This window comes from Nesterenkonia ebinurensis, assembly GCF_008711175.1.
GTDB classification, from domain to species: Bacteria; Actinomycetota; Actinomycetes; order Actinomycetales; family Micrococcaceae; genus Nesterenkonia; species Nesterenkonia ebinurensis.
Genome location: NZ_VWNF01000011.1, coordinates 225,165 through 248,667, shown reverse-complemented (window position 1 = coordinate 248,667; position 23,503 = coordinate 225,165). Strand labels below are relative to the sequence as shown.

Genomic DNA, 23,503 nt, shown 5'->3' with positions numbered 1-23,503 from the left:
CGCCCAGAACACCCTGCCCGCCCCGATGCCCACCGAGTACATCGCCCAGCAGCCTGCTGAGCATGAGCGCACCAGCTATGACGCGATCCTGCTGGCCAGCTTCGGCGGTCCTGAGGGTCAGGATCACGTGATTCCCTTCCTGCGCAACGTCACCCGCGGCAAAGGCATCCCGGACGAGCGGCTCGAGGAGGTGGCCACCCACTACCGGGCCAACGGCGGGGTGAGCCCGATCAACCAGCAGAACCGTGACCTGATCGCCGCCCTGGAGGCCGAACTGGCCACGCGGCAGATCGACCTGCCGATGTACTGGGGCAACCGCAACTGGGCCCCCTACTTCGCCGAGACGTTCCAAGAGATGTACGACGCCGGCCACCGGAAGGTGCTGGTGCTGGTCACCTCTGCCTACGCCGGCTACTCCAGCAACGACCAGTACCTGGAGGACTTCGAGCACACCCTGGCCGAGACTGGGCTGGAAGGCAAGCTGGAGCTGGTGAAGATCCGCCAGTTCTTCTACGACAAGGCTTTCACCCGCCCCAATGAGGAGTTCCTGGCCGCCGGGATCCAGGACGTGACTTCCCAGCTGGCCGAGGCCGGAAAGACTGACGGGAGGATCAAGGTCCTCTTCGTCACCCACTCGATCCCCACCGCAGTAGCCGAGCGCCAGGGCCCGGCCCGGATCAAGGAGCTTTTCGGCACTGACGTCTACACCGCCCAGCATCAGGCGATCGCCGACTACCTGATGGCGGCGGTGCCTGAGGCTTCAGGCATCGAGTATCAGGTGGTCTTCCAGTCCCGCTCCGGCAGCCCGTCGACCCCGTGGCTGGAGCCGGACATCAACGACCAGATCGAAGAGGACGCGGCAGCCGGGTACACCGGCGTGGTGGTGATGCCCTTCGGATTCATCTCCGACCACATGGAGGTGATCTGGGACCTCGACACCGAGGCCAAGGAGACCGCCGAGGAGAACGGCTTGGCCTTCCACCGAGCGCCCACTGTGGGCACCCATCCGCAGTTCGTAGCCGGACTGGTCGACATCATGGGCGAGTGCATCGCCGGGGAAGGCGGAGTGCCGCTGGCCCACGGCGAGCAGACAGTGCCTGGCGACTGGTCCGACCTGACCACTGACGGCGGCTGGGGCACCCCGCTGAAATGAGCACTGCCTGAGATGAGCACTGTGCGAGTCGGCACCCGAGGATCGCAGCTGGCGCTGACCCAGACTCGGACTGTGGCGGAGGCTCTGGCCACCCTCGCCGGGCTCGACTACGAGCTGGTCACCATCAAGTCTGAGGGCGATGTGCTCACCGGCCCGCTGAGCCAGCTCGGCGGCACCGGGGTGTTCGCCGCCGCGCTGCGCCAGGCACTGTTCGACGAGCGGGCGGACGTGGCCGTGCACTCACTGAAGGACCTGCCGGCCAAGGACCTGGAGGGACTGAGCATCGCGGCGGTGCCTGAGCGTGCCGATGTGCGCGACGCCCTGTGTGCGGCCGATGACCTCACCTTGGAGCAGCTGCCGGAGGGAGCCAAAGTGGGTACCGGATCTCCTCGCCGGGCCGCCCAGCTCCTGGCAGCCCGCCCGGACCTGGAGATCGTGGACATCCGCGGCAATGTGGGCACCCGGCTCGCCCGGGTCCGTGGACGCGAGGGTGCGGCGGAGGCCTCCAGCCAGGCGCCCGACGCCGCCCGTGGAGACTTGGATGCCGTGGTGCTCGCCGGGGCCGGGCTCGCCAGACTGGGGCTTGAAGAGCATATCTCCGAGCTGCTTGCCGCTGAAGTGATGCTCCCCGCCCCAGGCCAGGGGGCGCTCGCCGTGGAGGTGCGTGCTGAGGAGGCTGCTCCGAGCGCGGCCCTGGGGATTGGGCTGGCCCAGCTGGACCATCTGGAGACTCGCCTGGAGGCCACTGCCGAGCGTGCCCTGCTGGCCCGGCTCAACGCCGGATGCGCGGCACCGATAGGCGGACTGGCCCGTTGCGAGGATGAGCCCGACGGCGGGGTGAGGCTTCGTCTGGACACTGTGGTCTGCGCCCCCGACGGCTCAGCGGTCCAGCGTGCTGGGGCTGAGCTCACCATCGAGGCCGGTGCTGACCGCGCTGACGGCATCGGCCAGGCCGCCGAGCTCGGCCAGCAGGTCGCTGAGACTCTCCTCGCTGAGGACCAGGGCCTGCTCAAGCACGTCGTGGACACATAAGCTTTAGGAGCTCCCGCAGAGGAGGTAGTCGACAGCGGTGGCAGCCAGCAGATAGGCGCCGTCGGTGACGGCTCTGTCGGCATCGGGTGTGGTGACAGTATCTGCGAACTCCTTTTGATGGTTGACTGCTGGTAATGAGTTGATGGACAAGTACGGGTGGATCGCCCGGATCTCCAGCGAGACATTGCCCATATCCGTGGAGGCAGTGTTCATCCCGCCCTCGCGCCGCTCCTCGGGATCCATATCCCGACCCAGGGATGAGGCGTTCTCCTGGAAGAAATCGGCCAACTGCTCATCATTGCGGAACTGGGAGTAGCGCGGGCTGGTCTCCTCTATGCTCAGCTCGCAGCCACTGGCCAGTGCGCCGGCCTCGAAGCATCTGGTGACCTTGTGAAAGATCACCTCAAGCTCATCGAGATCGGCCGCCCGGACATACCAGGAGCCTCGTATTCGCTCGGGAATCGCATTGGGGGCGGTGCCGGCCTCACGGAGGATCCCGTGTACCCGCACCGACTGCGGCAGCTGCTGTCTCAGAAGCCCGATACTGACCTGCGCGATGGTCATCGCATCGGCGGCGTTGACCCCCAAGTGCGGGTAGGCGGCGGCATGGGCAGCCTTCCCGGCGTAGCTGACGTCGAAGTGAGAGACCGCGAGGGGCCGGGCCCACAGTACATCGGCAGGGCCGGGGTGGACCATCATGGCGACGTCAAGCCCGTCGAAGACCCCGTTCTCCATCAGGCGGATCTTGCCCCCACCCCCCTCTTCGGCAGGCGTGCCGAGGACCTCGATGGTCGCATCAAGCTCCTGGGCTAGGGGAGCCAGGGAAAGCGCGGCTCCCACGCTTGCCGCGGCGATGATGTTGTGCCCGCAGGCATGGCCGATCCCCTCCAAGGCATCATACTCAGCGACCAGGCCGATCCTGTGGGCACCGTTTCCGAACGTGGCGCGGAAGGCCGTGTCCAGCCCTCGCACAGGTGTCTCGACAGCGAAGCTGTTCTCCCGCAGCAGGGAGGTGATGACCTGCACCGAGCGGTGCTCCTGCCACCTGGTCTCCGGATGCGCATGAAGGTCATGGCTGAGCGCGATGAGGGCACCAGCTCTGCCGGAGACTGTGCGCTGAGCAGCTTGCTTATACTCCGCTGTTCTCCCGACCATCAGAGATCTCCGGGCACCCCGTAGTTGGGCGCCTCTTCAGGGTTGAGCGCACGTGTCCGGTAGTCGGCCTTCTGTGGTGCCCACAACTCCCAGAGCCGCTGCAGCTCAGCGATGGGTTCATCGGCGTCATCCACCCGCAGATCGGTCACAGCCCAGGGCAGGTTCTCGACTATCTTGATTCCTGCCGAGCGAACGGGACCGGCCTCGCCTCCTGCGGCCATAGCAGCGGTCAGGCCGTCCAGGAGGCGGCCCTCGAATGTCTCGGCGGAGCTCTCGGCATACCCGCTGAGCAGCTCCTCGACAGTCTCCTCGAAGGCCAGCAGATTGCCTGCGGCCACGGCAGCCTCGCCGAGTATCCAGTGTGTGGTGCCCAGGGAGTTCGCCCCCGAGTGGTGGGCCGTACTGCCGGAGGAATCCACCACGGAAATCTGCCGGTACGCAGGGTGCTTCTCCTCTCCCAAGGCTGCCTCCAGCGCCGCGGCGCTGTTCTTCCCGGCGGCGAGGGAGTCGAGGATCGCCGTCCCCAGGACGGGATTGGTGACGTTCTGGCTGGCTACCACCCCCACTCCCGGACGGAGGTGGATGCACCGGGAGGCCACGGCCGGTGAGGAGGATGAGACCACCATGCCGAAGGCGCCGGTCTGCGGATCGCGCGCTGTCAGGGAGAAAGTCATCGCGATCGCCTCTCAGCTCTGGGCCAGCACGGCAGTGACGTCGATCTCCACCAGCCACTCGGGGCGCGCCAGGGCGTCGACGACGATCCCGGTGGAGGCAGGGAAGACACCTTTGAGGTAGCTGCCCATGACCCGGTACACCGGCTCCCGGTACCTGATGTCGGTCAGGTAGACGACCACTTTGACGATGCACTCCAGGTCGCCGCCTGCCTCCTGAAGCAGCATCTTGATGTTCTCCATGGCTTTGGCGGCCTGGGCCTCCACATTGCCGGTGCCCACTGACTCGCAGGTCTCCAGATCCTGGCCGATCTGACCGCGCAAATAGACCACACCGCCGGCGACCACAGCCTGGCAGAGGTCGTTGTCGAGATTCTGCTCGGGGTAGGTGTCCTTGGAGTTGAAGGGGCGAATCCGTGTGTGTTTCACAGTCTCTCCGTACTTGTCAGGCGGGTTGGACGCCGACGGCGTCGGGGGAGCTCCGGGTGGGCCTTCTGCTCGGCGCGGGGCGGGGTCCCGGTACCTGTCGGTAGGTGTGGTATACGCGCTGCATCACAATATGGTCAGCCACATATTTTGCATCGTGCCATACGCCCCAGATGAAGCTGGACCCACGACGGGACTGCCAGGGCAGCCCCAGGAAGTAGACGCCGGGCTCGGAGGAGACACCCCGCTGGTGGGATGGCTTGCCGGCGTCGTCGAAGGCATTGACATCCAGCCATCCGTAGTCCACTGCGTATCCGGTGGCCCAGACCACCGAGCTCACCCCGGAGGCTCCCAGGTCAAGCTCCAACACCGGGTCGAGTGCGGCGTCCGGGTAGTCGCCCAGCACGTGGGCTTCCGGCGCCTCGGGCAGGTCGAGGCCGTTGCGCTCAATATAGGCATCGGCCTCCTTCAGCAAGGAGAGGTAGTTGGCGTCTCCGGTAGCGATATTGGTTTTCAGGTCATCATTGAACCGGACGGTGCCGGTCTCGTACCCGGCCGTTCTGCCGACCAGGGTGATGCCGCCTACTGCGAGGTCGCGGAAGTCAACGGTGTGCCCTCCCTGCGCTCCGCTGACCGCGATGGTGACATGCTCGGCTCCGGCGGGCGGGGTGGCGGCCTCCCATTTGCCCAGCACTCCCAGCCACCAGACGAAGTCTCGGCTCCGGTAGTTGCGCGGCGGACGGTCGTGCGGACCCACGGAGAGGTAGACCTGACGCCCGGATTTTTGGATTTCGTCTGCGATCTGCACCCCTGAGGACCCTCCGCCGACTACGAGCACCGTCCCCTCAGGCAGCTGCTGCGGGTTCTTGTAGGCGCTGGAGTGCAGCTGCACATCCACTGCGGTCTGCGGGATGATCGGAGGGATCACCGGAGCCTGGAAGGGGCCGGTGGCTGCCACGACATAGTGTGCGGCGTAGGTTTCCTCGGAGGTCTCGACTGTGAACCCACGCCTGCCGGGCCTCTTCTTCACGGATGTGACCTCCACGCCGCAGCGGATGGGGGCGTTGAAGTGGGCGGCGTAGTTGGTGAAGTACTCGGCCACCTGGTCCTTGGAGGCGAAGTCGTCGGGCCTGATGCCTGCGAACTGAAGATTGGGGAACCGGTCGTGCCAGGCAGGGCCGTTAGTCACGAGGGAGTCCCAGCGCTCAGTGCGCCAGCGCTCTGCGATCCGGTGCCGCTCCAGGACCACGTGGGGAATGCCGTAGTTGGTCAGATGCTCGCTGATGGCCACTCCTGCCTGTCCGGCGCCGACCACGAGCACTTCGATTTCCTGCGTAGACATCCTCACCTTCATTTCTTGTCCCAACGGCCCAGCCGGTTCTGGCCACGTGTTCCACAGTCTGGATTCGCCGGGAGAAAAGGAGCAAATAGAAAATGAATGGGTCTATTATCTGATATGGAGATGCAGTGCGCAGTGAAACATCCCTGAAATATATCTGTAACGAAAGGTGTGATGACTATGCCGAAGGGAGCGGGCGATATTACCCTCGCGCAGCTGCGCTATTTTGTGCGTACTGCGGAGTTGGGCTCTATGACGGAGGCGGCCGGCGAGCTGTTCATCGCCCAGTCGGCGATCTCCACCGCCATCGCCCATCTTGAGGAGGCCGTGGGCTACACCCTGCTGGTGCGTCTGCGTTCCAAGGGGGTTGCCCTTACGGAGCAGGGGAAAAACTTCTACGCCGCCTCCCAGCATGTGCTGAACTCTGTGGATGAAGCGATCGACTCCCTGCATCCGGGGCGGCTGGGAGGATCGCTCATTGCCGGATGCTTCACCACACTCGCACCGTCCTGGTTGCCGGAGGTCTATGACAGCCTGACCACGGTGCATCCTGATCTCGATGTGCGCATCCGGGAGATGACGGCGGAACAGATCGAGTACTCGCTGCTCAGGCGGGAGCTCGAGGTGGCCTTGACCTACGACTTCGATTACGGCAGGGAGATCTCCTTCGAGCAGCTGTGCGAAGCCCCCATCTATGCCGCCGTCCCTGAGCACAGCCACCTGGCAGGCAGGAAGAGCGTCATCCTCCAAGAGCTCGCCAAGGAGCCGCTGATCCTTCTGGATATGGGAAAGTCCACCAACTACTTCCTCTCGCTGTTCCGGCACGCTCAGCTGCAGCCGCGGATTCACCAGCGCTTTGAAAGCGTTGAGGTGCTGCGTTCGATGGTCGCGAGGGGCCACGGCTACACGATTCTCAATCAGCGGCCTGCCCATGACCTGACCAATGACGGCGGCCGGATTGTCCGCTTGGAGATCGAGGACGCTACCTCGCAGTTGGAGATCGGGGTCGCACACCGGGCAGGTGAGCAGCTTTCCCGGAAGGGCCAGGCGTTCATCGACGAGTGCCGAACCATCTTCGCCGATTAACGTTGGCGTTACATTCGGCTTGCATCGCTTTTAGTGATGGAGTTCACCGTTTTTATTTCGTTGAAAACCGATAAGCCTCCTTGGAGGATGAACGACAACCTGCACCGGCGAGTGATGATGCCGGCGGGCCGCTCAGCTCAGAGAACTTCGCACCACGAGGACAGGACAACAGCTGTGATCAAAAAATCCACCAGCAGAGTGAAGACGTTGGCAGCGCTGGCTGCAGTGACGGGTCTGGCAGCCGCCTGCGGCAACGGTGACACTGCCGAAGAGACCAACGGCAACGGTGCCGCGGATACCGGCGAGCCGACAGAACTGACTCTCGCCACCGTCGTCGACATCTCCTCCTACGACCCCGCTGAGCTCCGTTTCGAGGGTGAATGGCCGCAGTTGTGGATGCCGGTGTACGACACGCTGCTGAAGTGGGAGACGGACGGGTCCGTCAGCGAGAACCTGGCCACCAGCTGGGAGTACAACGAGGACAACACTGTCCTTTCCATAGAGCTGCGCGATGACGTGACATTCATCGACGGAGAGCCCTTCAACGCCGAGGCAGTCCAGGCCAATATCGAGCACTTCCTGGACGGCACCGGGGTGAACCGCTTCCGCGCCAACGCGATCGAATCAGTCGAAGTCACCGGAGACTACTCCGTGGATATCATCCTCAACGAGCCGGACCCCACGCTTCTCAACGACCTTGGCTCCTCTGTGGGAGCGATGGCTTCGCCTGCGGCCCTCGACGATCCGTCCATTGATCTGGAGCCGGTCGGCTCCGGCCCCTACACCCTCAATTCTGAGGAGACTGTGCGCGGCGACCAGTACGTGTTCGAGCGTAAGGAGGACTACTGGGACCCCGAGAGCTGGGCGTATGACCGTATCGTCATCCGTGTCATGAGTGACCTCCAGGCCCGCATGAACGCGTTGTCCTCCGGTCAGGTCCAGGGCGGCCGTATCGACATTCCGCTCATCGAGCAGGCTGAAGGAGCTGAACTCACGGTTCACCCCAATCGTGTGGACTGGTTCGGACTGGCCATCCTTGACCGCGAAGGTGAAGTAGTGCCCGCCCTGGCCGAGCTGGAGGTCCGCCAGGCGATCAACATAGCCTTCGACCGCGCCGGCATGCTGGAGTCCATTGAGCAGGGACAAGGTGTGGTCAGCAGCCAGATTATCGGCCAGTCGAGCCCTGCCTATGATGAATCCCTCGATGAGTACTATGAGTACGACCTGGACCAGGCGCAGGCTCTTATGGAAGAAGCAGGCTACGCAGACGGATTCACGGTCCCGATGATGGACTATGACCGCTACAGCCCCTACCAGCCCTATGTTGAGCAGGCATTCGCAGAGCTGAACATCGAGATCGACTGGGTCCCGGTCCCCACAGATGACGGCCCGGAGGAGCAGCTGACCGGAGACTATCCCATCCTCATCATGGGTCAGCAGGCGCCGGAGTCCGCTTGGGACGGTCTCAACTTTGCCTATGAGGACAGCTTCAACGTCTTCGAGGTCTACGACGATGAGCTTACCGAATATATGGAAGCCGCCCGCGCGACGGACGGCGATGAGCAGGTCGAAGCCTTCCGGGCCGCAAATGAGTGGTTGGTGGAGAACGCCTGGTTCTCGGTCTGGTACCACCGTGATCTGGTCTATGCCACAGCCGATGATGTCGAGGTCGACATCCAGCCCGGTCACGCAGGTCCCCAGATCCGGAACTACCGCCCGGCGGAGTAGCACAAGCCTGACACTGACCGCAGGAGAAGATCCAGACAGGGGGACGTTGCATGCCGCATGATGTGCAGCGTCTCCCGTCTCCGCCCGAAGAAACGAGAAAGACCGCCGCGTGATCACATACATCCTCCGCCGCGCAGCGTCAGGAGTCCTGCTCATTCTGGCAGTGAGCGTGGTGACTTTCCTGATCGTCTTCAGCGATACGCAGCGGATTGTGCGCTCTCTGGTAGGAGAACGGGCCACGGCGGAGCAGCTGGCTCAGCGAACCGCAGAGATGGGGTTGGACAGGCCCCTGTTCCAGCAGATGATCGATTGGTTCGCCAATGCATTCACCGGGGACTTCGGTGCTTCATGGCTCACCTCGGAACCGGTGGCCCAGGTCATCATCAATAGGCTCCCCATCACTCTGTCCCTGGTGATCTGCTCCATCGTCGTCTTGGCACTGATCAGCGCAGTTCTGGGAACATTCGCAGCAGTTCGCCAGGGGGGTGCGGCTGACCGGATCATCCAGATCGGCACGGAGATCCTCAGCGCCCTGCCGAAGTTCTGGCTCGCGCTGATGCTCGTCATCGTCTTCGCCATACAGTTCCCGCTCTTCCCAGCCACCGGATATGTGTCTCTTCAGAATGACGTCATCGGATGGGCCACTGCCGTGACGCTTCCGGTTGCCGCAGTGGTGATGGGGGAACTGCGTGTGACGTCCATGGTCCGCGGGGCGATCGCCGACGAACTGAACAAGGACTACATCCGGACGCTTCGTTCCCGGGGCCTTCCCTCCCGCGAGGTCCTGTTCAAACATGTGCTCCGCAACGCAGCCGAGCCCTGGGTGTCTCTGCTGTCGATGAAGATCGTGGGCATCTGGACAGGTGTGGTGGTCATTGAGGCTGTCTTCGCTCTGCCCGGTATCGGCACTCTGGCCACCAATGCGGCCACCAGGGGTGACGGCCCGGTCCTGATGGGTGTCGTGGTGGCCACCGTGATCGTCATCGTCTTCGTCTACCTCATCTTCGACCTCCTGCAAGCTTGGCTCAACCCGAAGGCGCGTCTGACATGAGTATCGAAACCCCACAGGCGGCAGAAAAGACGTCGGTGCGCCCCGGGGCGTGGAAACGGCTCATCAGCAATCCGCTCGGCGTCACCAGCGTCATTGTGCTGCTGCTGGTCATCCTCATGAGCATCCTCGCGCCATGGATCGCTCCCCACGATCCCCGCTATGCCCTCCTCGACCAGATCAACGCCTCGCCGAACGCAACCTATTGGCTGGGCGGCGACGTCTCCGGACGTGACATCCTGAGCCGTCTGATCTGGGGAGGGCGCACCACGCTGGTCGCAGCCCTCATCGTCATAGTCGTGGCCGTCGTCATCGGCATCAGCACAGGTCTGGTTGCTGCCTATGCGGGGAAGATCTCCGACACGGTGCTCAGCTGGATCGCCGATGCCCTGCTGGCGATCCCCTCCATCATCGTGCTGATTGCCGTCTATGCCGCATTCGGGCCCCGCATCGCGCTGTCCATGTTCATCTTCGGCATCCTCATCTCCCCGTTCCTCTTCAGACTGGTACGAGCTCTGGCCATCAGTGTGAAGAACGAAGCCTATGTGGAAGCAGCGCGCGTCTCCGGAGTTCCTCCGGTGCGGATTATCTTCCGGCACATTCTTGTGGTGATCCGTGGGCCCATCATCGTCATGATGGCTGACATCACCGCCACGGCGATGACGATCCAGGCAAGCCTGGAGTTTCTGGGCCTGGGAAGCATCAACACCGTCACATGGGGCGGGATGATTGAACAGGGCTTTATCGCGATATACCAGGCCCCGCTGAGCGTGGTCTGGCCGGGCCTGCTGCTGACTGTCACCATCGGTTCCGTGGCGCTGCTCGGCAACGCAGTGCGTGACGCCCTCGTCCCAGGGCGGGCATCAGCCCGGCGGCGCAGACACAGTGTGAAGACTCCCACCCGCACGGGCGGTGCGTGGAAGAAGCACCAGGACACTGGACCCTCCGCTTTTCTGACCGTCAAAGATCTCACCGTCTCCTATCCGCACGGCGAGGAGCTTCGCAACGTTGTCGAAGGTGTCTCCTTCTCGGTCGACCGGGGAGAGGTGCTGGGACTGGTCGGGGAGTCCGGTTCGGGAAAGAGCCAGTCCGTCTTCGCAGTGCTGGGCCTGCTTCCTGAAGCCGCGCAGGTGACAGGTGGACAGATCACCCTCGACGGTGCGCCGCTGCCCCTGGACGGACAGGGCAGGCACAGACCTCGGCGTATGGCCTATGTTCCGCAGGAGCCGATGTCCAACCTCGACCCGGTCTACACTGTCGGCTACCAGCTGACGGCTCCCATGCGCCGGGTGCTCAAGCTCTCGATGCGTCAGGCCCGGGCACATGCCATGGAGCTGCTCTCCCGGGTCGGGATCCATGAGTCTGAGAAGGTCTACGAGCTCTATCCTCACCAGGTTTCCGGTGGCATGGCTCAGCGTGTTCTGATCGCAGGAGCGATCTCGATGGACCCGGAGCTGTTGGTCGCCGATGAGCCCACCACCGCTCTGGACGTCACGGTGCAGGCGGACATCCTGGACCTGCTGCGCGACCTGCAGATGGAGAGGAACATGGCGATGCTGATGGTCACCCACAACTTCGGCGTCGTCGCTGACATCTGTGACAACGTGGCGGTCATGCGCTCCGGAGCGGTGGTCGAAGCCGGAGGTGTGGACAAGATCTTCAACGCGCCCGAGCACCCCTACACCCAGGCCCTCCTGAAAGCCTCCTTGGAGGGGGCGCCTACGCGTGACTTCACCACAGGAGGTGGTCATGACTGATCAGCAGCCTTTGCTGGATGTTCGCAACCTCTGTGTGGACTATCCGAAACGAGGAGCCTGGCGTCAGAAGGCCAGAGTCCTCGACGGTGTGAGCATTGATGTCCGGCCGGGCGAAACGGTCGGGCTCGTCGGAGAATCAGGGTCGGGCAAATCCACCCTCGGGCGGGCGGTGCTGGGTCTCAGCCCGGTGTCAGAAGGTGAGGTTCACTTCGACGGCGAGGACATCTCCCGAGCCTCTGCCGCACGGCGGCGGGAGCTGGCCAGCGCTCTCCAAGTGGTCTTCCAGGATCCCTACGGCTCACTAAACCCTGCTATGACTATCAGGGACACTGTTACCGAACCGCTGCGCACCGCTGGAATCTCCCGTGCCGAAGCCGTGCAGCAGGCGGAGATCCTCATGGACCAGGTTCAGTTGCCCTCCGACAGCCTGGACAGATACCCCAATGAGTTCAGCGGCGGCCAGCGCCAGAGAGTTGCCATCGCCCGCGCCCTCATCCGCCGGCCCCGGCTGATCGTCTGCGATGAGATTGTCAGTGCGCTCGACCTTTCGACCCAGGCCAGGATTCTCGATCTGCTCATGGAGATCCAGCAGGAGAGTGGGGTTTCACTGCTCTTCACCTCCCACGACTTGGGGGTGATCCGGGCTGTCTCGCACCGTGTGGCAGTCCTCTACCGCGGCAGGCTTGTGGAGTTTGACGACGTGCGCAAAGTCACTGAAGACCCTACGGATCCGTACACCCGGCGGCTGCTGATGGCCTCTCCGGTTCCGGATCCTGAACGGCAGCGCGAACGCCGGGTGGCGTACCGCCGGGAGTTCCCCGGCGCCGTGACCGCCTAATGCCCGCCAGTCCGACTTCCGAAACACAACAGAGAAAGGGGCAGAGTGAGCCGATACCGGAAGCTTCTCGAGGAGCTCACCACCCAGGAGAAGGTCTCCCTGGTGTCCGGCCATGGAATGTGGCGGACGCCGGCAGTCAAGCGCCTGGGCATTCCTTCGCTGGTGATGGCTGACGGGCCCAATGGTCTCCGCTATTCCCCCAGCCAGGCTGATGAGAATGCCGACGCCGACTTCAGTGACTTCATCTCCATGGTCAACGAACGCCGCGCCAAAGCCGCCGAGGTGCGGAAGACGGAACCTGCAACCTGCTTCCCCACCGCTTCGCTGGTCGGCACGGCATGGGATCCCGACCTGGCGTTCCGACTCGGCCAGGCGATGGCCGCCGAGGCTGCCCTCTTCGATGTCGGGATTCTTCTGGGACCGGGGATGAACCTGCGTCGCACTCCGCTGGCCGGAAGAACATCTGAGTACTACTCCGAGGACCCGATTCTCACTGCCGTCATGGCCGCAGGCACAGTGGAAGGGCTACAGTCCCGGGGAGTCGGCGCGTGCATCAAGCACTTTGCGGCGAACAACTCCGAAGTGGAGCGCACCTCTATGGACTCAGTCATCGAAGAACGGGCCCTCCACGACGTCTATCTGCGGGGATTCGAGCTGGTCATCAAGCAGGCGAGGCCCTGGATGGTCATGAGCTCCTACAACCGGCTCAGCGGCATCCAGGCGGCACAGAACCGCTGGCTCCTCAGCGAGGTGCTCCGGGACCTCTGGGGATTCGAGGGCGTCGTCGTCTCCGACTGGCACGGGATCACCGACCGTCCCGCGTCGCTGATCGCCGGAAATGATCTCGATATGCCCCAGAGCCGAAACAGGACCGCCAAGCTGGAAGCAGCGGTCAATGCCGGTGAAGTGCGGCAGGAGCCTCTTGACCAGTCGGCTGGCCGCATCCTCTCTCTGATCAGCACCGTGGAGGAGAACCAGGGGCTGAGGCCATCGCACTCGATACCGGACGAAGTGTTCAAAGACAGCCACGAGGTCGCGCACGAAGCGGCTGCGGCAGGTTCTGTGCTGCTGGCCAATGACGGCACTCTCCCCTTCGACAAGATGAAGGGTCAGAGACTCCTGGTGCTCGGAGAGGGTGCCGCAGAGCCGATCATCCAGGGCTTCGGCAGTGCCCGGATGACGCCGGTCCATCTCGACATCCCGTTGGAGGAGATCAAGTCTCTGGCTGGTGCAGAGCATGTCGACTACCTGCCCGGAGTGGTGCGTGAGGGGGATACCGTCATTGTTCAGGGGCAGGAGCTGCGAGCGGCCGCTCACCAAGCAGATGCCGCTGTGGTCTTCGCCCACGCTCCGCAGAGCAAAGGAGGAGAGAACTCCGACCGCAAGGACCTCTCCCTCGACACCGGGTACGACGAACTTATCCGCCAGGCGGCTCGGACGGGCCTGCCGACCGTCGTCGTGCTCACCGTTCCCGATGCAGTGACTATGCCGTGGCTGGAGGAGGTCAGCGCTGTGCTCGTTCCCTTCTATGCCGGGCAAGCAATGGGACGTGCCGTTGCCCAGCTGCTCTTCGGCCAGGTCAATCCATCAGGGAAGTTGGCGACGACCTTCCCCCAGAGGGTCGAAGATATTCCCGGGTTCCACACCTACCCCGGTGAGGCCGGGGAGCACTTCTACTCGGAAGGACCGTATGCCGGGTACCGCTCCTACCAGGTACGCGGGGTGGAGCCGCTGTTCCCGTTCGGCTTCGGGCTGAGCTACACGACCTTCGAGATTTCACATCTGCGTATGGCCTCTGGGGCGGTGAAAGCAGGGGAAGAGCTGCGGCTTATGGCCGACATCGAGAACACCGGCAACAGAGACGGCGCGGAAGTGGTGCAGGTCTATTTCATCCTCCCCTGGGCGAACCGCCCGACGGTCCCTCAGCTGGCTGCGTTTCAGAAAGTCCACCTGGAGGCTGGGGAGAAGAAACAGCTCTCCATCGCTGTTCCCATGGACCGCTTCAGCATCTGGGACTCCTGGCGTCATCGCCGAGTCCTCCCGCCAGGGCCTGCCACCCTGTACGTCGGGAACTCTTCACAGAGCTTGCCGCTCACAGGGGAGGTCGCAATCGCGGAGACCGGCCCGGCATGGAGGCCACTGCGCAGGCAGACAGAACCCGCCTTCGCTCTCGAAAACCCGTTGGCGAGGGAAGCTGTCACGGCATTCATCGTGGGAAAGCTCCAGATGCCTACGGCGGAGGCGGATGCGGTGCTGCAGGAATGTGCCAAGTCATTCGTCAACGTTTTCGACACCCTCGCCAACCGCTTCGACCTGGTGCTGGACGAAGCGGAGATAGAGGAGCTCATCCAGAATGTGCAGGCTCAAGAGCAGGAACTGTATCCGCCAGCCACTACCCATGAGAAGAGGTGCCACGGGCGGCCGCGGAGCAGGTGAGCCGTCTTAGCTCCGTAAGCGCCAATCCAGCACACACTGCAATCCTCAGATTTCACATGGCAAAGGCTAATGTGGATGGATGGACGGATCTGAGGCTCCGCATAGGCTGCGGCGGGTTGTGATGACGCGCCATCCCGCGCAGACTGGCGCGCTGGAGGACCGCCTGCGGGATGCCGGCTTCGACGTCGCCTTCCTGCCGCTGACCCAGCAGGTGCTGCCCGAGGATCTCAGCGAACTGACCACGACGATTCAGCGCCTTGAGCGCGGAGACTTCCACTGGCTGCTGCTCACCAGCGGCAACACGGTGCGAGCCCTGAGGGACTGCGGCTGGGACGGGACTGTTCCGGAGCGAACCCAGGTGGGCGTCGTCGGCTCTGGCACAGCTCGAGTGCTCAACGAACTCTCAGAGGCTCACCACCCCTGGATGCCCCAGGACCACAGTGCAGCCGGGGTCCTTGCCGAACTGCCGACTCCGGCGGAGGGATCGCGACTGCTGCTTCTGCAGTCTGCCAAGGCCCGCCCTGAGCTGGCGGAGGGGCTGACCACCGACGGCTGGAGCGTCACCCGAGTCACCGCCTATGACACTGTCCCGCTGGACCCCGCTGCCCCTGAGACTCTGCAGCCCATCCATATCACCGGCGGTGATAGCGGCGATCTGCTCACCCCGCGGGACTTGGCTGAGGGCGACATAGTGCTCATCACCAGCTCTTCCGCCGCACGGGTGTGGGCACAGCTGAGCGCCCCACCAGTGACCACATTAGCCATGGGCCAACCCACAGCTGAGGCCCTCACGTCGCTGGGTCGCCTCCCCGACAGCGTACTTCCTGAGCCGACGGCCGTCGGAGTGCTGCGGGCACTGGGTTCCTCATAGCGTCTTGAACGCCTGGGCGCCCGTGAATCAGCCGATCTTATAGGACTTCGCGCCGGTGCCGGCGAGTTCGCCGCCGTCGACGATGATGTACTCATCCCGGATGCTGTGCCCGGCGAAATAATCCTCCAGGATCTCCCGGGTTCCCGCCGCATATCGCGCCTGAGCCTGTATTGAGGTCCCGGAGACATGCGGGGTCATCGCGTTGTGCGGCATGGTCCGCCAGGGGTGGTTCTCCGGAGGAGGCTGGGGGTACCACACGTCCCCGGCGTAGCCGGCCAGCTGGCCGGACTCCAGGGCGCGGACCACAGCGTCACGGTCCATAATGGCCCCGCGGGCGGTGTTGACGATATAGCTACCGCGGCGCATGGAGTTCAGCAGCTCCTCGTCGAACAGTCCCTTGGTCTCGGCGGACAGCGGTGCATGGACCGAGACCACATCGACGCTGCGGACCAGGTCCTGGGCGGAGTCATGGAAGGTGAGGTTCAGCTCCTTCTCCACGTCATAGGGCAGCCGGTTCTTGTCGAAGTAGTGCAGGTTCACGTCGAAGGGCTCCAGACGTTTGAGCACCGCATACCCGATCCTTCCGGCAGCCAGGACGCCTACGTCCATCCCCTCAAGGTCGAAGGACCGGTAGGCGGAGTCAGCGATATTCCATCCCCGCTCCTCGGTGACCCACTTGTGACTCGGCGCAAAATTGCGCACCAGGTTCAGGATCAGCATCACCGCATGCTCAGAGACGCTGATGGAGTTCGAATAGGTGATCTCGGCGGTGATGGCCAGCTTGAGGTTCTCGGCGTGTTTGAGCCGCTCGGCGTCCAGATAGGCCGGCCAGAACGGCTGGGAGATGACCACCTCGGCATCGGGCAGGTGCTGGTCGAAGACCGAGCCGGGCCCCCTCCTTGTCCGTGGTGACCACCAGCTTGTGGCCGGTCTCCTCCAGGAACGTTCTCAGACCAAGCTCCCCGGACTCGGAGCCCAGCAGCTCACCGGGGGAGAAGTCCACCGAGGACGGGGTCGGCAGGGTCTGTCCTCCCGGATACTTCTCGATGCGCGGCAGAGCGTCCCGGGCGTATTCGGGCGGGTATCCGTCCACCGGGTCGGGATAGAGGACGCAGAGTATCTTTGCCATGACTGACTCCTTACGGTGCGTTGTGTACCTTGTGTCTGCGGCTTGGTTGACGTCTGCCGCTTCCACCGTGACCGCCCCCGATGCTTCAGGTCAAGGGTGTGCGCCTGGATGCCCGGTGAGAATTCGCAGTGCATCGGCTCGGAGCGCCTCCGCAGGAGGCGCTGAGTGTTGATCTTCGCCTCGGGTCCTGTTAGAACAAAAAGAACGGTGACAACTGAAGAAACTTGGTGCATGAATGATGACGACGCAGATCGAGACGAACACGGAAGCGGCTGCTCCCGAGCCCACTGCGAAGCCTCGGCCGCTGGGACAGCCGCATGGTCATATCGCGGCGATGCTGCTGATTCTCAGCGCAGCTGCTCTGCTCTTCTTCTCCGGAGTCCACAGTGGCGGTGGCGAATTCCTATGGGGCGGTATAGTGACTGCGGTTATCGCCGTGATGGCAGCACAGTCCTACTACATCCGCTCCTATACCCCCCGGGTTCACTCTCTGGCGGTTTCGGCTGCCCACGCTCCCGACCCTGGCTGTGGGCGGGGCCTTCGGGTTGACGGTCTCACTGGTCAGCGGCGCACTCTATCGAGGTACGGAGACTGATCTGGTGCCCTTTGGTTTGGGCTGCTTGGCGATCGCCGTGCTCAGCGTTCTTCCTGCGCATATGATCCTGAACGCTGTTTCCCGGAAAAAGTGCAGATCGGGTGGGAGTCACTGTCGGTCCCCGGTAGAGTTGAGGGTGGTCCACTTCTCTTCAGGAGCCCTTTGACGTGACTTTCCCTGCACAACGCCCTCGTCGGCTGCGGCGTACCCCTGCACTGCGCCGGCTGGTGGCCGAGACCCGGCTGCACCCTGCAGACTTCATCCTCCCGCTCTTTGTCCGGGAGGGGCTGGCCGAACCGGCTCCCATCACCTCTATGCCCGGGGTTGTGCAGCACACTGAGGCCACGTTGTTGGACGCCGCGGCAGAGGCCTCCGACCTGGGCCTGGGCGGCATCATGCTCTTCGGCATCCCCGCCCAGCGCGACCCGCAGGGTTCAGCCGGGCTGAACCCGGAGGGCATCCTCAACCGCAGCATCCGCGCAGTCAAAGACGCCGTAGGCGATGACCTGCCGGTGATGAGCGACCTCTGCCTGGATGAGTTCACCGACCACGGACACTGCGGGGTGCTCACGGCTGCCGGAGAGGTGGACAACGACGCTACCCTGGAGATCTACGGCCAGATGGGAGCCGAGCAGGCAGAGGCCGGGGCCGACGTCGTGGCCCCCTCCGGCATGATGGACGGGCAGGTCGCAGTGATCCGGGAAGCGCTCGACGCCGCCGGCCACCAGCAGGTGCCCATTCTCGCCTACGCCGCCAAATACGCCTCAGGCTTCTACGGACCCTTCCGGGAGGCGGTGGACTCCCAGTTGAAAGGCGACCGGCGGCAGTACCAGATGGATGCTCCCAACCGCACTGAGGCGCTGCGCGAAGTCGAGCTCGACCTGGCCGAGGGCGCCGATATAGTGATGGTCAAACCCGCCAGCGCCTACCTGGACATCCTCTCCGATGTGGCCGGGATCTCCGATGTGCCCGTCTCCGCCTACCAGGTCTCCGGCGAGTACGCGATGATCGAGGCCGCCGCCGCCAACGGCTGGATTGACCGCAGAACCGTGGCGCTGGAGACACTGACTGCGATCCGCCGGGCCGGGGCCACCAATGTGCTGACCTATTATGCCGCCGAGGCAGCCCGCTGGCTGCAGGAGGACTGAACCTTTCGATGACCACCAACCAGGACCTCTTCGACACTGCCCAGATCCTGATGCCCGGGGGAGTGAACTCCCCGGTGCGTGCCTTCGGCTCCGTGGGCGGCACCCCCGTCTCCATGGTGTCCGGCCGTGGGCCGTATCTGACAGACGCAGAGGGCAAAGAGTATGTGGACCTGGTCGGCTCCTGGGGCCCTGCCCTGCTGGGGCACAGCCACCCGGCGGTGCTCGACGCGGTCCGTGCTGCAGTGGACAAAGGGCTCGGCTTCGGCACCTCCCACCCCTCTGAGGCTCAGCTGGCCGAGCTGGTGCGATCCCGAGTTCCCGGGGCGGAGATGATCCGGATGGTCTCCACCGGCACTGAGGCCACAATGACCGCGATCCGGCTGGCCCGCGGCGCCACCGGAAAGAACCTGGTGGTGAAGTTCGCCGGCTGCTACCACGGCCACTCCGATGGGCTACTGGCCGCCGCCGGATCCGGGGTCGCCACCCTGGGACTGCCCGGATCTGCGGGGGTCACCGAAGCGCAGGCCTCCGAGACCATCGTGATCGAGTACAACGACCGCGCGGCCCTTGAGACGGTGTTCGCCGAGCATGGTGAGGATATTGCTGCGGTGATCACTGAGGCTACCCCGGCCAATATGGGTGTGGTTCCCCCTGAACCCGGGTTCAACCAGCTCATCCGCAGCCTCACCGAGGCACACGGGGCTCTGATGATCTTTGACGAGGTGATGACCGGGTTCCGGATCACCGAGGCCGGCTACTGGGGTGCTTCCGGGCGTGAGGAGGGCTGGATCCCGGATCTGTTCACCTTCGGCAAGGTGATCGGCGGGGGGCTGCCCACCGCAGCGGTGGCCGGACGCCGCGAGATCATGGAGCACTTGGCGCCCACCGGCCCGGTCTACCACGCCGGCACGCTCTCCGGGAACCCAGTGGCGATGGCCGCCGGGGTGGCCACCCTGGAGAACGCCACCGCCGAGGTCTACCGGCACATCGATCTGAAGGCTCAGGTGGTCGCCGACGCGCTGGCCGCAGCACTTTCCGATGCCGGGGTGGACCACACCATCCAGAAGGTCGGCAGCCTGTTCTCGGTGGCATTCGGCACGTCCCAGACCGGAGTGCACAACTATTCGCAGGCCCAGGCGCAGGAGGCCTTCCGCTACGGGCCTTTCTTCCACGCCATGCTGGAGGCCGGGGTCTACCTGCCACCCAGTGTGTTCGAGGCCTGGTTCCTCTCCGCAGCCCACGAGGACGCCGCCATCGACCGGATCCTCTCCGCGCTCCCGGCAGCAGCCCAAGCCGCCGCAGCCGCTTCTTCCTGAGCTGGCTCAGCAGCTGGGGCCTCAGGGCAGCAGGTTCTCGAGCTCCTCGCCCCAGTCGCTGAAGGTGTCCTCCACATCCTGCCAGGTGTCCCGGGGGTCCCACTCCTGCAGGTTCTGCCACTGCTCATCGGTCCAATTGGCCACCCCCTGGCCGGTGTCGTCGATCCGGTTCTGCATGGGATTGGTCAGGATGACCGCCGGAACATCGCCCTCGGTGCGCACCTCAGCCACATTCCAGTTGCGCTCTACCCAGACCTCGCCGCGGTCGGTGAGCACCTCATAGTCTGAACCCTGCTCGAGCTCGGCCTCCGCCAGAGCCTCCTGGGCCTGCGGCCAGCTCATCCCTTCCAACCCGAGCTGGGCAAGAAACTGGGCGGTGTCCGGTTCCAGGTAGACGGTGACGTCGTCGTTCTCTGCATCGATCTCCACCCGGTCCACCAGCATCTCCGCCCCGGAGTCAGCTGCCGCAGAATCGGGCTCCACCAGCTGGTAGTCGCTGTCCCCGGCCCCGGCGCTGCGGATCTCCTGGCGGGCCTCCGTCCACTCCTGGCCCACAATGTCCAGATCCTCAAAGATCTCCGCGGTGCTGGGACCGGCGGGTATCAGCAGCCGGAGCAGTAGCAGTGCTGCCAGCAGAGCGGCAATCACCGCTCCTGCAATCATCAGGGTGCGCCGTGGCGCCCCGCTGCTGGTCTCCTCCTCGTACGGCTCAGGTGAAGGGCCAGAAGGCGGGGCAGCGGCGAAGCCTCCCGCGGAGAGCGGCATGGTCGGCTCATGGTTCCGGCTCAGCGGGAGGGTGGGGTCCGGCTCCGCAGAGGTCTCATAGTCCAGGTGGTCCTGGTCCTGGACGGAGAGCTTCAGCTCATCAAGCCGCCGGGTGCTCATGGCGCACACCTCCTTCCACCGGTTACCACTGGCCTTATCTGGTTAACCAGAGTAAAGGCAGGGTCTGACAGTAAGGTGTCCGGGCGCTCAGCCCAGGCCGAAAACAGCCAGCGCCGACTGCAGAGCCTGGTGGGCCCAGCCGCCGATGTCCCCGTAGTCCACATACTGCTGGCGCCAGCGGCGGAACAGCCAGAATCCACCGATGAACAGCAGCGCCGCGATCACGATGATCGCGATCGGCAGGCCTCCGCCGGGGGTGCGTTCAATATCGTCCGGAATATCCTCATCCCGGGAGTGGAGGTAACCGGTGGGTCCGCTGTACTTCTCCGGCTCGGTGAACTCTGTCCCAGCGGACTCAGGCTCAGCGGGACCCGCCTCGTCAGAATCCAGCTCAGCAGACTCCGGCTGATTCGGGTCCGCGGAGGAATCTTCCTCCTCCGGGTGATCGGGGCGCTCAGTCATAGTGTCTATTCTCGCTCACAGCGGCCAGGCCCCGTTGATCACCGCATCGGTCTTGCCCTGCCGGTGCAGATAGGCCTGGAAGTCCTGGGCCTGATCCGCCTTCCAGCCCACCTGGAGATCATGCAGCTGGGCGGCCGGCATCTGCAGCTCCTGGTACTTCTCCGCCAGGCAGTCGGCCACCTGCACGGTGGCCAGGGCATCAGGCGCGGCCGAATGCGCCTGGTTCAGCAGCACCCCGTAGACCCCGCACAGATCGCCCAGAGTGCGTTTGCCGCGCCGGTATTTATCCACCTGCTTATCGATCACCAGCGGATCCACTACCGGCCGCGGCTCCGGGAACTCCAGGCCGTAGCGCGCAGCCTCCTGCTGCAGCACGCTGAGATCATAAGGGGCGTTCATCACCACCACCGGCACCTCGGCGGCGAACTCCAGGGTCAGTGCGGTCAGCAGCTCCGCCACAGCCTCCGCCGCCGGCTGGCCGTGTTCACGGGCGTGCTCAGTGGTGATGCCGTGGATCTCCACGGTCTCCTGCGGAATCTCCACCCCAGGGTCCACCAGCCATTCCCGCACCAGAGGGGAGCCGGCGGCGTCGTCGTCAAAAGTCACCAGCGCTGCCGAGACGATCCGCGCCTCCGCAGGAAACCGGGAAGTGGTCTCCAGGTCGAAGCCCACGCGGCGGCCCCGGTGCCAGGAATCGGCCGCCGGGTGCAGCTCGAACAATGCATTGCTATCCATGCCGGCAACACTACCGCCAGCACCGGAGACGTCCCCGGACCGGCGCCGGAAGTTTCGATGTCGGTGCCCGGCCCTACTGTGGAATCACGAGGACGGAACTGAAGAGCTGAGAGATCCTGAGGAGGTTGGTTCCAATGACCGTGAAAGAGACCATGAGCATCGAGGACGAGCTGGAGCACCACGGGCGGGTGGCCGGCGGGGTGCACCCGGGGTACAAGGCGCACTCGCGGGCACGGATGAAGCTGCGTGAGCAGCTGCGGCACACCCTGCGCATGTACCGGGCTGAGGGCTGGGAGATGCCGCTGCCCTACAACAGCGAGCTGACAGTGGAGAAGTTCGTGCTGGGGGCGGATGCCGAGGCTGAGGCCGTGTTCGTGGAGATCCGTGGCAAGTCCGAGGACTCCCCGGAGCGCTACGTGCTGTACCTGGAGGAGGGGATGGAGAAGGTCAGCTGTGAGGGTCCGGAAGGGCCGGTGGAGTTTGTGCACCCGCTGAACATGAAGGTCTGGGGGTATGCGGCCACGCTGCCGCTGTGGTTCGACTGGCTGGCCCGTCGGGACGCGCAGAACGCCCACAGCTGGGTTTGCACCGAGGAGCACTGGGAGTCCGAGGACATTGAGACCCAGCTCTACCGGGTGGAGCGGGCCATTGTGAGCTTCGACTCCACCTCCAACAACACGGCCAACTTCCGCACCGCCCAGGAGTTCACCGACTGGCTCAATGAGGCCGCCGGTCCCTCCACGGCTCAGCTGAAGGTCCTGGCGCTGACAGATGCGCAGGCTTTCTCAGCAGGAGCAGAGGGCAGCCTGTACTGCACCGGTCTGAGCCATCAGGCTCCCGGGGCATCCGGGGAGCTGCCCGGGGAGCTGGTGGTCCGGCCTCTGGAGATCACTCTGGGGGATTTGACGCAGAAGCCGCGCGGAGTGCGCAGCCTCGGTGAGGGGGTCGGAGACTGGGCAGGCTTCAGCCTGGTGATGGACGGGGCGGCGGTGGAGCAGTTCCACGGCGATGACATGGTCCCGCTCTACCGGGTGCAGGAGGCATTCGGCACCGGCGAACCCCGGCACCCCTGGTGGGGCATCACCGAGGAGGGGGTGGACAGTGTGCTGCTGGTTCCTGCGCGTAAGGCCGTGGTTACGCTGCGCTATGACCGGGACGGGGCAGATGTCTGGTTCAGCGCACAGTCCGAGGACAAGCACCTCAACAAGGCTTGGGCCGAGGAGATGTGGGCCCGCCGGTGGGGCCGCGAGCTGGACCACACCCGGCAGCTGAGCCAGCAGGAGGTCCAGGCTTCGGTGCAGAAAGCCGAGCAGCAGCTCATCGAGCTGCACCACCAGCAGCAGGAAGAGAGGAAGAACGACGACGAGGCCAGCACAGGAGGTCAGCAATGAGCACCCTGACAGTGAACCCGGTAAAGGACAGAGCAGAGCGCGATACCGGGTTTCCGCCGGTGCCCGAGCTGGGCGAGGGTGAGGGCAATCCGCGCTGCCTGTGGTACTGGGACGTATGCACCGACACCCCCACTAAGAAGATTGTCTGGCGGGGCAAGAGCAGCTCCGAGAACTATGCAGAGACACTCTGCGCCCGGCATTATGCAGTGGAGCTTTCCCGGTTCACCGAGGTGCACTTTGTGGACTGCGAGGGCACCGTGGCCAGCCACATTCTGGACTTCGGAGACATGTAACGTGGAGCA

The 23,503-nt window shown here is 64.3% G+C and carries 23 protein-coding genes; 14 read left to right on the top strand and 9 right to left on the bottom strand.

Going from position 1 to position 23,503, the window contains the following annotated elements; translation table 11 throughout:
- Nucleotides 1-25: 25 nt before the first annotated feature.
- The gene (locus F0311_RS04950; RefSeq protein WP_150461187.1) at nt 26-1,153 is read left to right on the top strand and encodes a ferrochelatase; all 1,128 of its coding nucleotides are present in this window, start codon (nt 26-28) and stop codon (nt 1,151-1,153) included.
- A 12-nt stretch (nt 1,154-1,165) separates the two neighbouring features.
- Complete coding sequence (gene hemC / locus F0311_RS04945; protein WP_150460835.1) at nt 1,166-2,185, top strand: hydroxymethylbilane synthase; 1,020 nt, start codon at nt 1,166-1,168, stop codon at nt 2,183-2,185.
- Nucleotides 2,186-2,188: 3 nt separating this feature from the next.
- Here the strand turns inward: hemC and F0311_RS04940 are convergent, their stop codons facing one another.
- Genes F0311_RS04940 through F0311_RS04925 form a run of 4 tightly spaced genes read right to left on the bottom strand, consistent with a single transcriptional unit; the run spans nt 2,189 to nt 5,779 of the window.
- Nucleotides 2,189-3,340, bottom strand: a complete 1,152-nt coding sequence (locus F0311_RS04940) for a M20 family metallopeptidase (RefSeq protein WP_150460834.1) — start codon at nt 3,338-3,340, stop codon at nt 2,189-2,191.
- Nucleotides 3,340-4,014, bottom strand: a complete 675-nt coding sequence (locus F0311_RS04935) for a DUF1028 domain-containing protein (protein ID WP_150460833.1) — start codon at nt 4,012-4,014, stop codon at nt 3,340-3,342. The genes F0311_RS04940 and F0311_RS04935 overlap by 1 nt, the downstream gene beginning before the upstream one ends.
- Nucleotides 4,015-4,026: 12 nt before the next feature.
- Nucleotides 4,027-4,440, bottom strand: a complete 414-nt coding sequence (locus F0311_RS04930; protein ID WP_150460832.1) for a RidA family protein — start codon at nt 4,438-4,440, stop codon at nt 4,027-4,029.
- A 16-nt stretch (nt 4,441-4,456) separates the two neighbouring features.
- Entirely contained in the window at nt 4,457-5,779 is a 1,323-nt protein-coding gene (locus tag F0311_RS04925) for a flavin-containing monooxygenase (RefSeq protein WP_150460831.1), read from the bottom strand.
- Nucleotides 5,780-5,956: 177 nt separating this feature from the next.
- Here F0311_RS04925 and F0311_RS04920 point away from each other — a divergent pair, with 177 nt between their 5' ends.
- From F0311_RS04920 to F0311_RS04890, 7 genes are all read left to right on the top strand, one after another.
- On the top strand, nt 5,957-6,862 hold the full coding sequence (locus tag F0311_RS04920; protein ID WP_150460830.1) for a LysR family transcriptional regulator: 906 nt from the start codon (nt 5,957-5,959) through the stop codon (nt 6,860-6,862).
- A 174-nt stretch (nt 6,863-7,036) separates the two neighbouring features.
- A complete protein-coding gene (locus tag F0311_RS04915; RefSeq protein WP_191089744.1) occupies nt 7,037-8,590 on the top strand; it encodes an ABC transporter substrate-binding protein in 1,554 nt (517 codons plus the stop codon).
- 109 nt (nt 8,591-8,699) lie between these two features.
- Complete coding sequence (locus tag F0311_RS04910) at nt 8,700-9,641, top strand: ABC transporter permease (protein ID WP_150460828.1); 942 nt, start codon at nt 8,700-8,702, stop codon at nt 9,639-9,641.
- Entirely contained in the window at nt 9,638-11,395 is a 1,758-nt protein-coding gene (locus F0311_RS04905; protein WP_150460827.1) for a dipeptide/oligopeptide/nickel ABC transporter permease/ATP-binding protein, read from the top strand. The genes F0311_RS04910 and F0311_RS04905 overlap by 4 nt, the downstream gene beginning before the upstream one ends.
- A complete protein-coding gene (locus tag F0311_RS04900; protein WP_150460826.1) occupies nt 11,388-12,233 on the top strand; it encodes an ATP-binding cassette domain-containing protein in 846 nt (281 codons plus the stop codon). The genes F0311_RS04905 and F0311_RS04900 overlap by 8 nt, the downstream gene beginning before the upstream one ends.
- A gap of 45 nt (nt 12,234-12,278) precedes the next feature.
- Nucleotides 12,279-14,669, top strand: coding sequence for a beta-glucosidase family protein (locus tag F0311_RS04895; protein ID WP_150460825.1), 2,391 nt, complete (start codon nt 12,279-12,281; stop codon nt 14,667-14,669).
- Between the two features lie 121 nt (nt 14,670-14,790).
- Nucleotides 14,791-15,540 (top strand): uroporphyrinogen-III synthase, encoded by a 750-nt coding sequence (locus F0311_RS04890; protein WP_191089743.1) that lies wholly within the window; start codon nt 14,791-14,793, stop codon nt 15,538-15,540.
- A 27-nt stretch (nt 15,541-15,567) separates the two neighbouring features.
- Here the strand turns inward: F0311_RS04890 and F0311_RS04885 are convergent, their stop codons facing one another.
- Both F0311_RS04885 and F0311_RS18400 read right to left on the bottom strand, forming a co-directional pair.
- Complete coding sequence (locus F0311_RS04885; protein ID WP_223881177.1) at nt 15,568-16,386, bottom strand: NAD-dependent formate dehydrogenase; 819 nt, start codon at nt 16,384-16,386, stop codon at nt 15,568-15,570.
- A complete protein-coding gene (locus F0311_RS18400) occupies nt 16,271-16,669 on the bottom strand; it encodes a hypothetical protein (RefSeq protein ID WP_223881144.1) in 399 nt (132 codons plus the stop codon). Before F0311_RS18400 ends, F0311_RS04885 begins: the two co-directional genes overlap by 116 nt.
- Nucleotides 16,670-16,904: 235 nt before the next feature.
- On the opposite strand from F0311_RS18400, the gene F0311_RS04880 reads away from it, so the two are divergent.
- The 3 genes from F0311_RS04880 to hemL all read left to right on the top strand — a co-directional run bounded on the left by F0311_RS04880 (nt 16,905) and on the right by hemL (nt 19,728).
- Nucleotides 16,905-17,264, top strand: a complete 360-nt coding sequence (locus F0311_RS04880) for a hypothetical protein (protein ID WP_150460823.1) — start codon at nt 16,905-16,907, stop codon at nt 17,262-17,264.
- Nucleotides 17,265-17,431: 167 nt separating this feature from the next.
- A complete protein-coding gene (gene hemB / locus F0311_RS04875; RefSeq protein WP_150460822.1) occupies nt 17,432-18,412 on the top strand; it encodes a porphobilinogen synthase in 981 nt (326 codons plus the stop codon).
- 8 nt (nt 18,413-18,420) lie between these two features.
- On the top strand, nt 18,421-19,728 hold the full coding sequence (gene hemL, locus F0311_RS04870) for a glutamate-1-semialdehyde 2,1-aminomutase (protein ID WP_150460821.1): 1,308 nt from the start codon (nt 18,421-18,423) through the stop codon (nt 19,726-19,728).
- A gap of 21 nt (nt 19,729-19,749) precedes the next feature.
- Here hemL and F0311_RS04865 read toward each other — a convergent pair whose 3' ends face one another.
- From F0311_RS04865 to F0311_RS04855, 3 genes are all read right to left on the bottom strand, one after another.
- Entirely contained in the window at nt 19,750-20,613 is an 864-nt protein-coding gene (locus F0311_RS04865; protein WP_150460820.1) for a hypothetical protein, read from the bottom strand.
- Between the two features lie 87 nt (nt 20,614-20,700).
- The gene (locus F0311_RS04860) at nt 20,701-21,075 is read right to left on the bottom strand and encodes a hypothetical protein (protein ID WP_150460819.1); all 375 of its coding nucleotides are present in this window, start codon (nt 21,073-21,075) and stop codon (nt 20,701-20,703) included.
- 15 nt (nt 21,076-21,090) lie between these two features.
- Nucleotides 21,091-21,810: a 3'-5' exonuclease gene (locus F0311_RS04855; RefSeq protein WP_150460818.1), complete on the bottom strand. Its 720-nt coding sequence runs from the start codon at nt 21,808-21,810 to the stop codon at nt 21,091-21,093.
- 134 nt (nt 21,811-21,944) lie between these two features.
- Here F0311_RS04855 and F0311_RS04850 point away from each other — a divergent pair, with 134 nt between their 5' ends.
- Complete coding sequence (locus F0311_RS04850) at nt 21,945-23,201, top strand: hypothetical protein (protein WP_150460817.1); 1,257 nt, start codon at nt 21,945-21,947, stop codon at nt 23,199-23,201.
- A complete protein-coding gene (locus F0311_RS04845) occupies nt 23,198-23,494 on the top strand; it encodes a hypothetical protein (protein WP_150460816.1) in 297 nt (98 codons plus the stop codon). The genes F0311_RS04850 and F0311_RS04845 overlap by 4 nt, the downstream gene beginning before the upstream one ends.
- Nucleotides 23,495-23,503: the final 9 nt, after the last annotated feature.

Bases quoted from the DNA above. Each gene is read 5' to 3' on its own strand.
- F0311_RS04950 (WP_150461187.1), top strand. From the start codon at position 26: ATGCCCACCGAGTACATCGCCCAGCAGCCTGCTGAGCATGAGCGCACC.
- hemC (WP_150460835.1), top strand. From the start codon at position 1,166: ATGAGCACTGTGCGAGTCGGCACCCGAGGATCGCAGCTGGCGCTGACC.
- F0311_RS04940 (WP_150460834.1), bottom strand. From the start codon at position 3,340: ATGGTCGGGAGAACAGCGGAGTATAAGCAAGCTGCTCAGCGCACAGTC.
- F0311_RS04935 (WP_150460833.1), bottom strand. From the start codon at position 4,014: ATGACTTTCTCCCTGACAGCGCGCGATCCGCAGACCGGCGCCTTCGGC.
- F0311_RS04925 (WP_150460831.1), bottom strand. From the start codon at position 5,779: ATGTCTACGCAGGAAATCGAAGTGCTCGTGGTCGGCGCCGGACAGGCA.
- F0311_RS04920 (WP_150460830.1), top strand. From the start codon at position 5,957: ATGCCGAAGGGAGCGGGCGATATTACCCTCGCGCAGCTGCGCTATTTT.
- F0311_RS04905 (WP_150460827.1), top strand. From the start codon at position 9,638: ATGAGTATCGAAACCCCACAGGCGGCAGAAAAGACGTCGGTGCGCCCC.
- F0311_RS04900 (WP_150460826.1), top strand. From the start codon at position 11,388: ATGACTGATCAGCAGCCTTTGCTGGATGTTCGCAACCTCTGTGTGGAC.
- F0311_RS04890 (WP_191089743.1), top strand. From the start codon at position 14,791: ATGACGCGCCATCCCGCGCAGACTGGCGCGCTGGAGGACCGCCTGCGG.
- F0311_RS18400 (WP_223881144.1), bottom strand. From the start codon at position 16,669: ATGGCAAAGATACTCTGCGTCCTCTATCCCGACCCGGTGGACGGATAC.
- F0311_RS04880 (WP_150460823.1), top strand. From the start codon at position 16,905: ATGATGACGACGCAGATCGAGACGAACACGGAAGCGGCTGCTCCCGAG.
- hemL (WP_150460821.1), top strand. From the start codon at position 18,421: ATGACCACCAACCAGGACCTCTTCGACACTGCCCAGATCCTGATGCCC.
- F0311_RS04865 (WP_150460820.1), bottom strand. From the start codon at position 20,613: ATGAGCACCCGGCGGCTTGATGAGCTGAAGCTCTCCGTCCAGGACCAG.
- F0311_RS04860 (WP_150460819.1), bottom strand. From the start codon at position 21,075: ATGACTGAGCGCCCCGATCACCCGGAGGAGGAAGATTCCTCCGCGGAC.
- F0311_RS04855 (WP_150460818.1), bottom strand. From the start codon at position 21,810: ATGGATAGCAATGCATTGTTCGAGCTGCACCCGGCGGCCGATTCCTGG.
- F0311_RS04850 (WP_150460817.1), top strand. From the start codon at position 21,945: ATGACCGTGAAAGAGACCATGAGCATCGAGGACGAGCTGGAGCACCAC.
- F0311_RS04845 (WP_150460816.1), top strand. From the start codon at position 23,198: ATGAGCACCCTGACAGTGAACCCGGTAAAGGACAGAGCAGAGCGCGAT.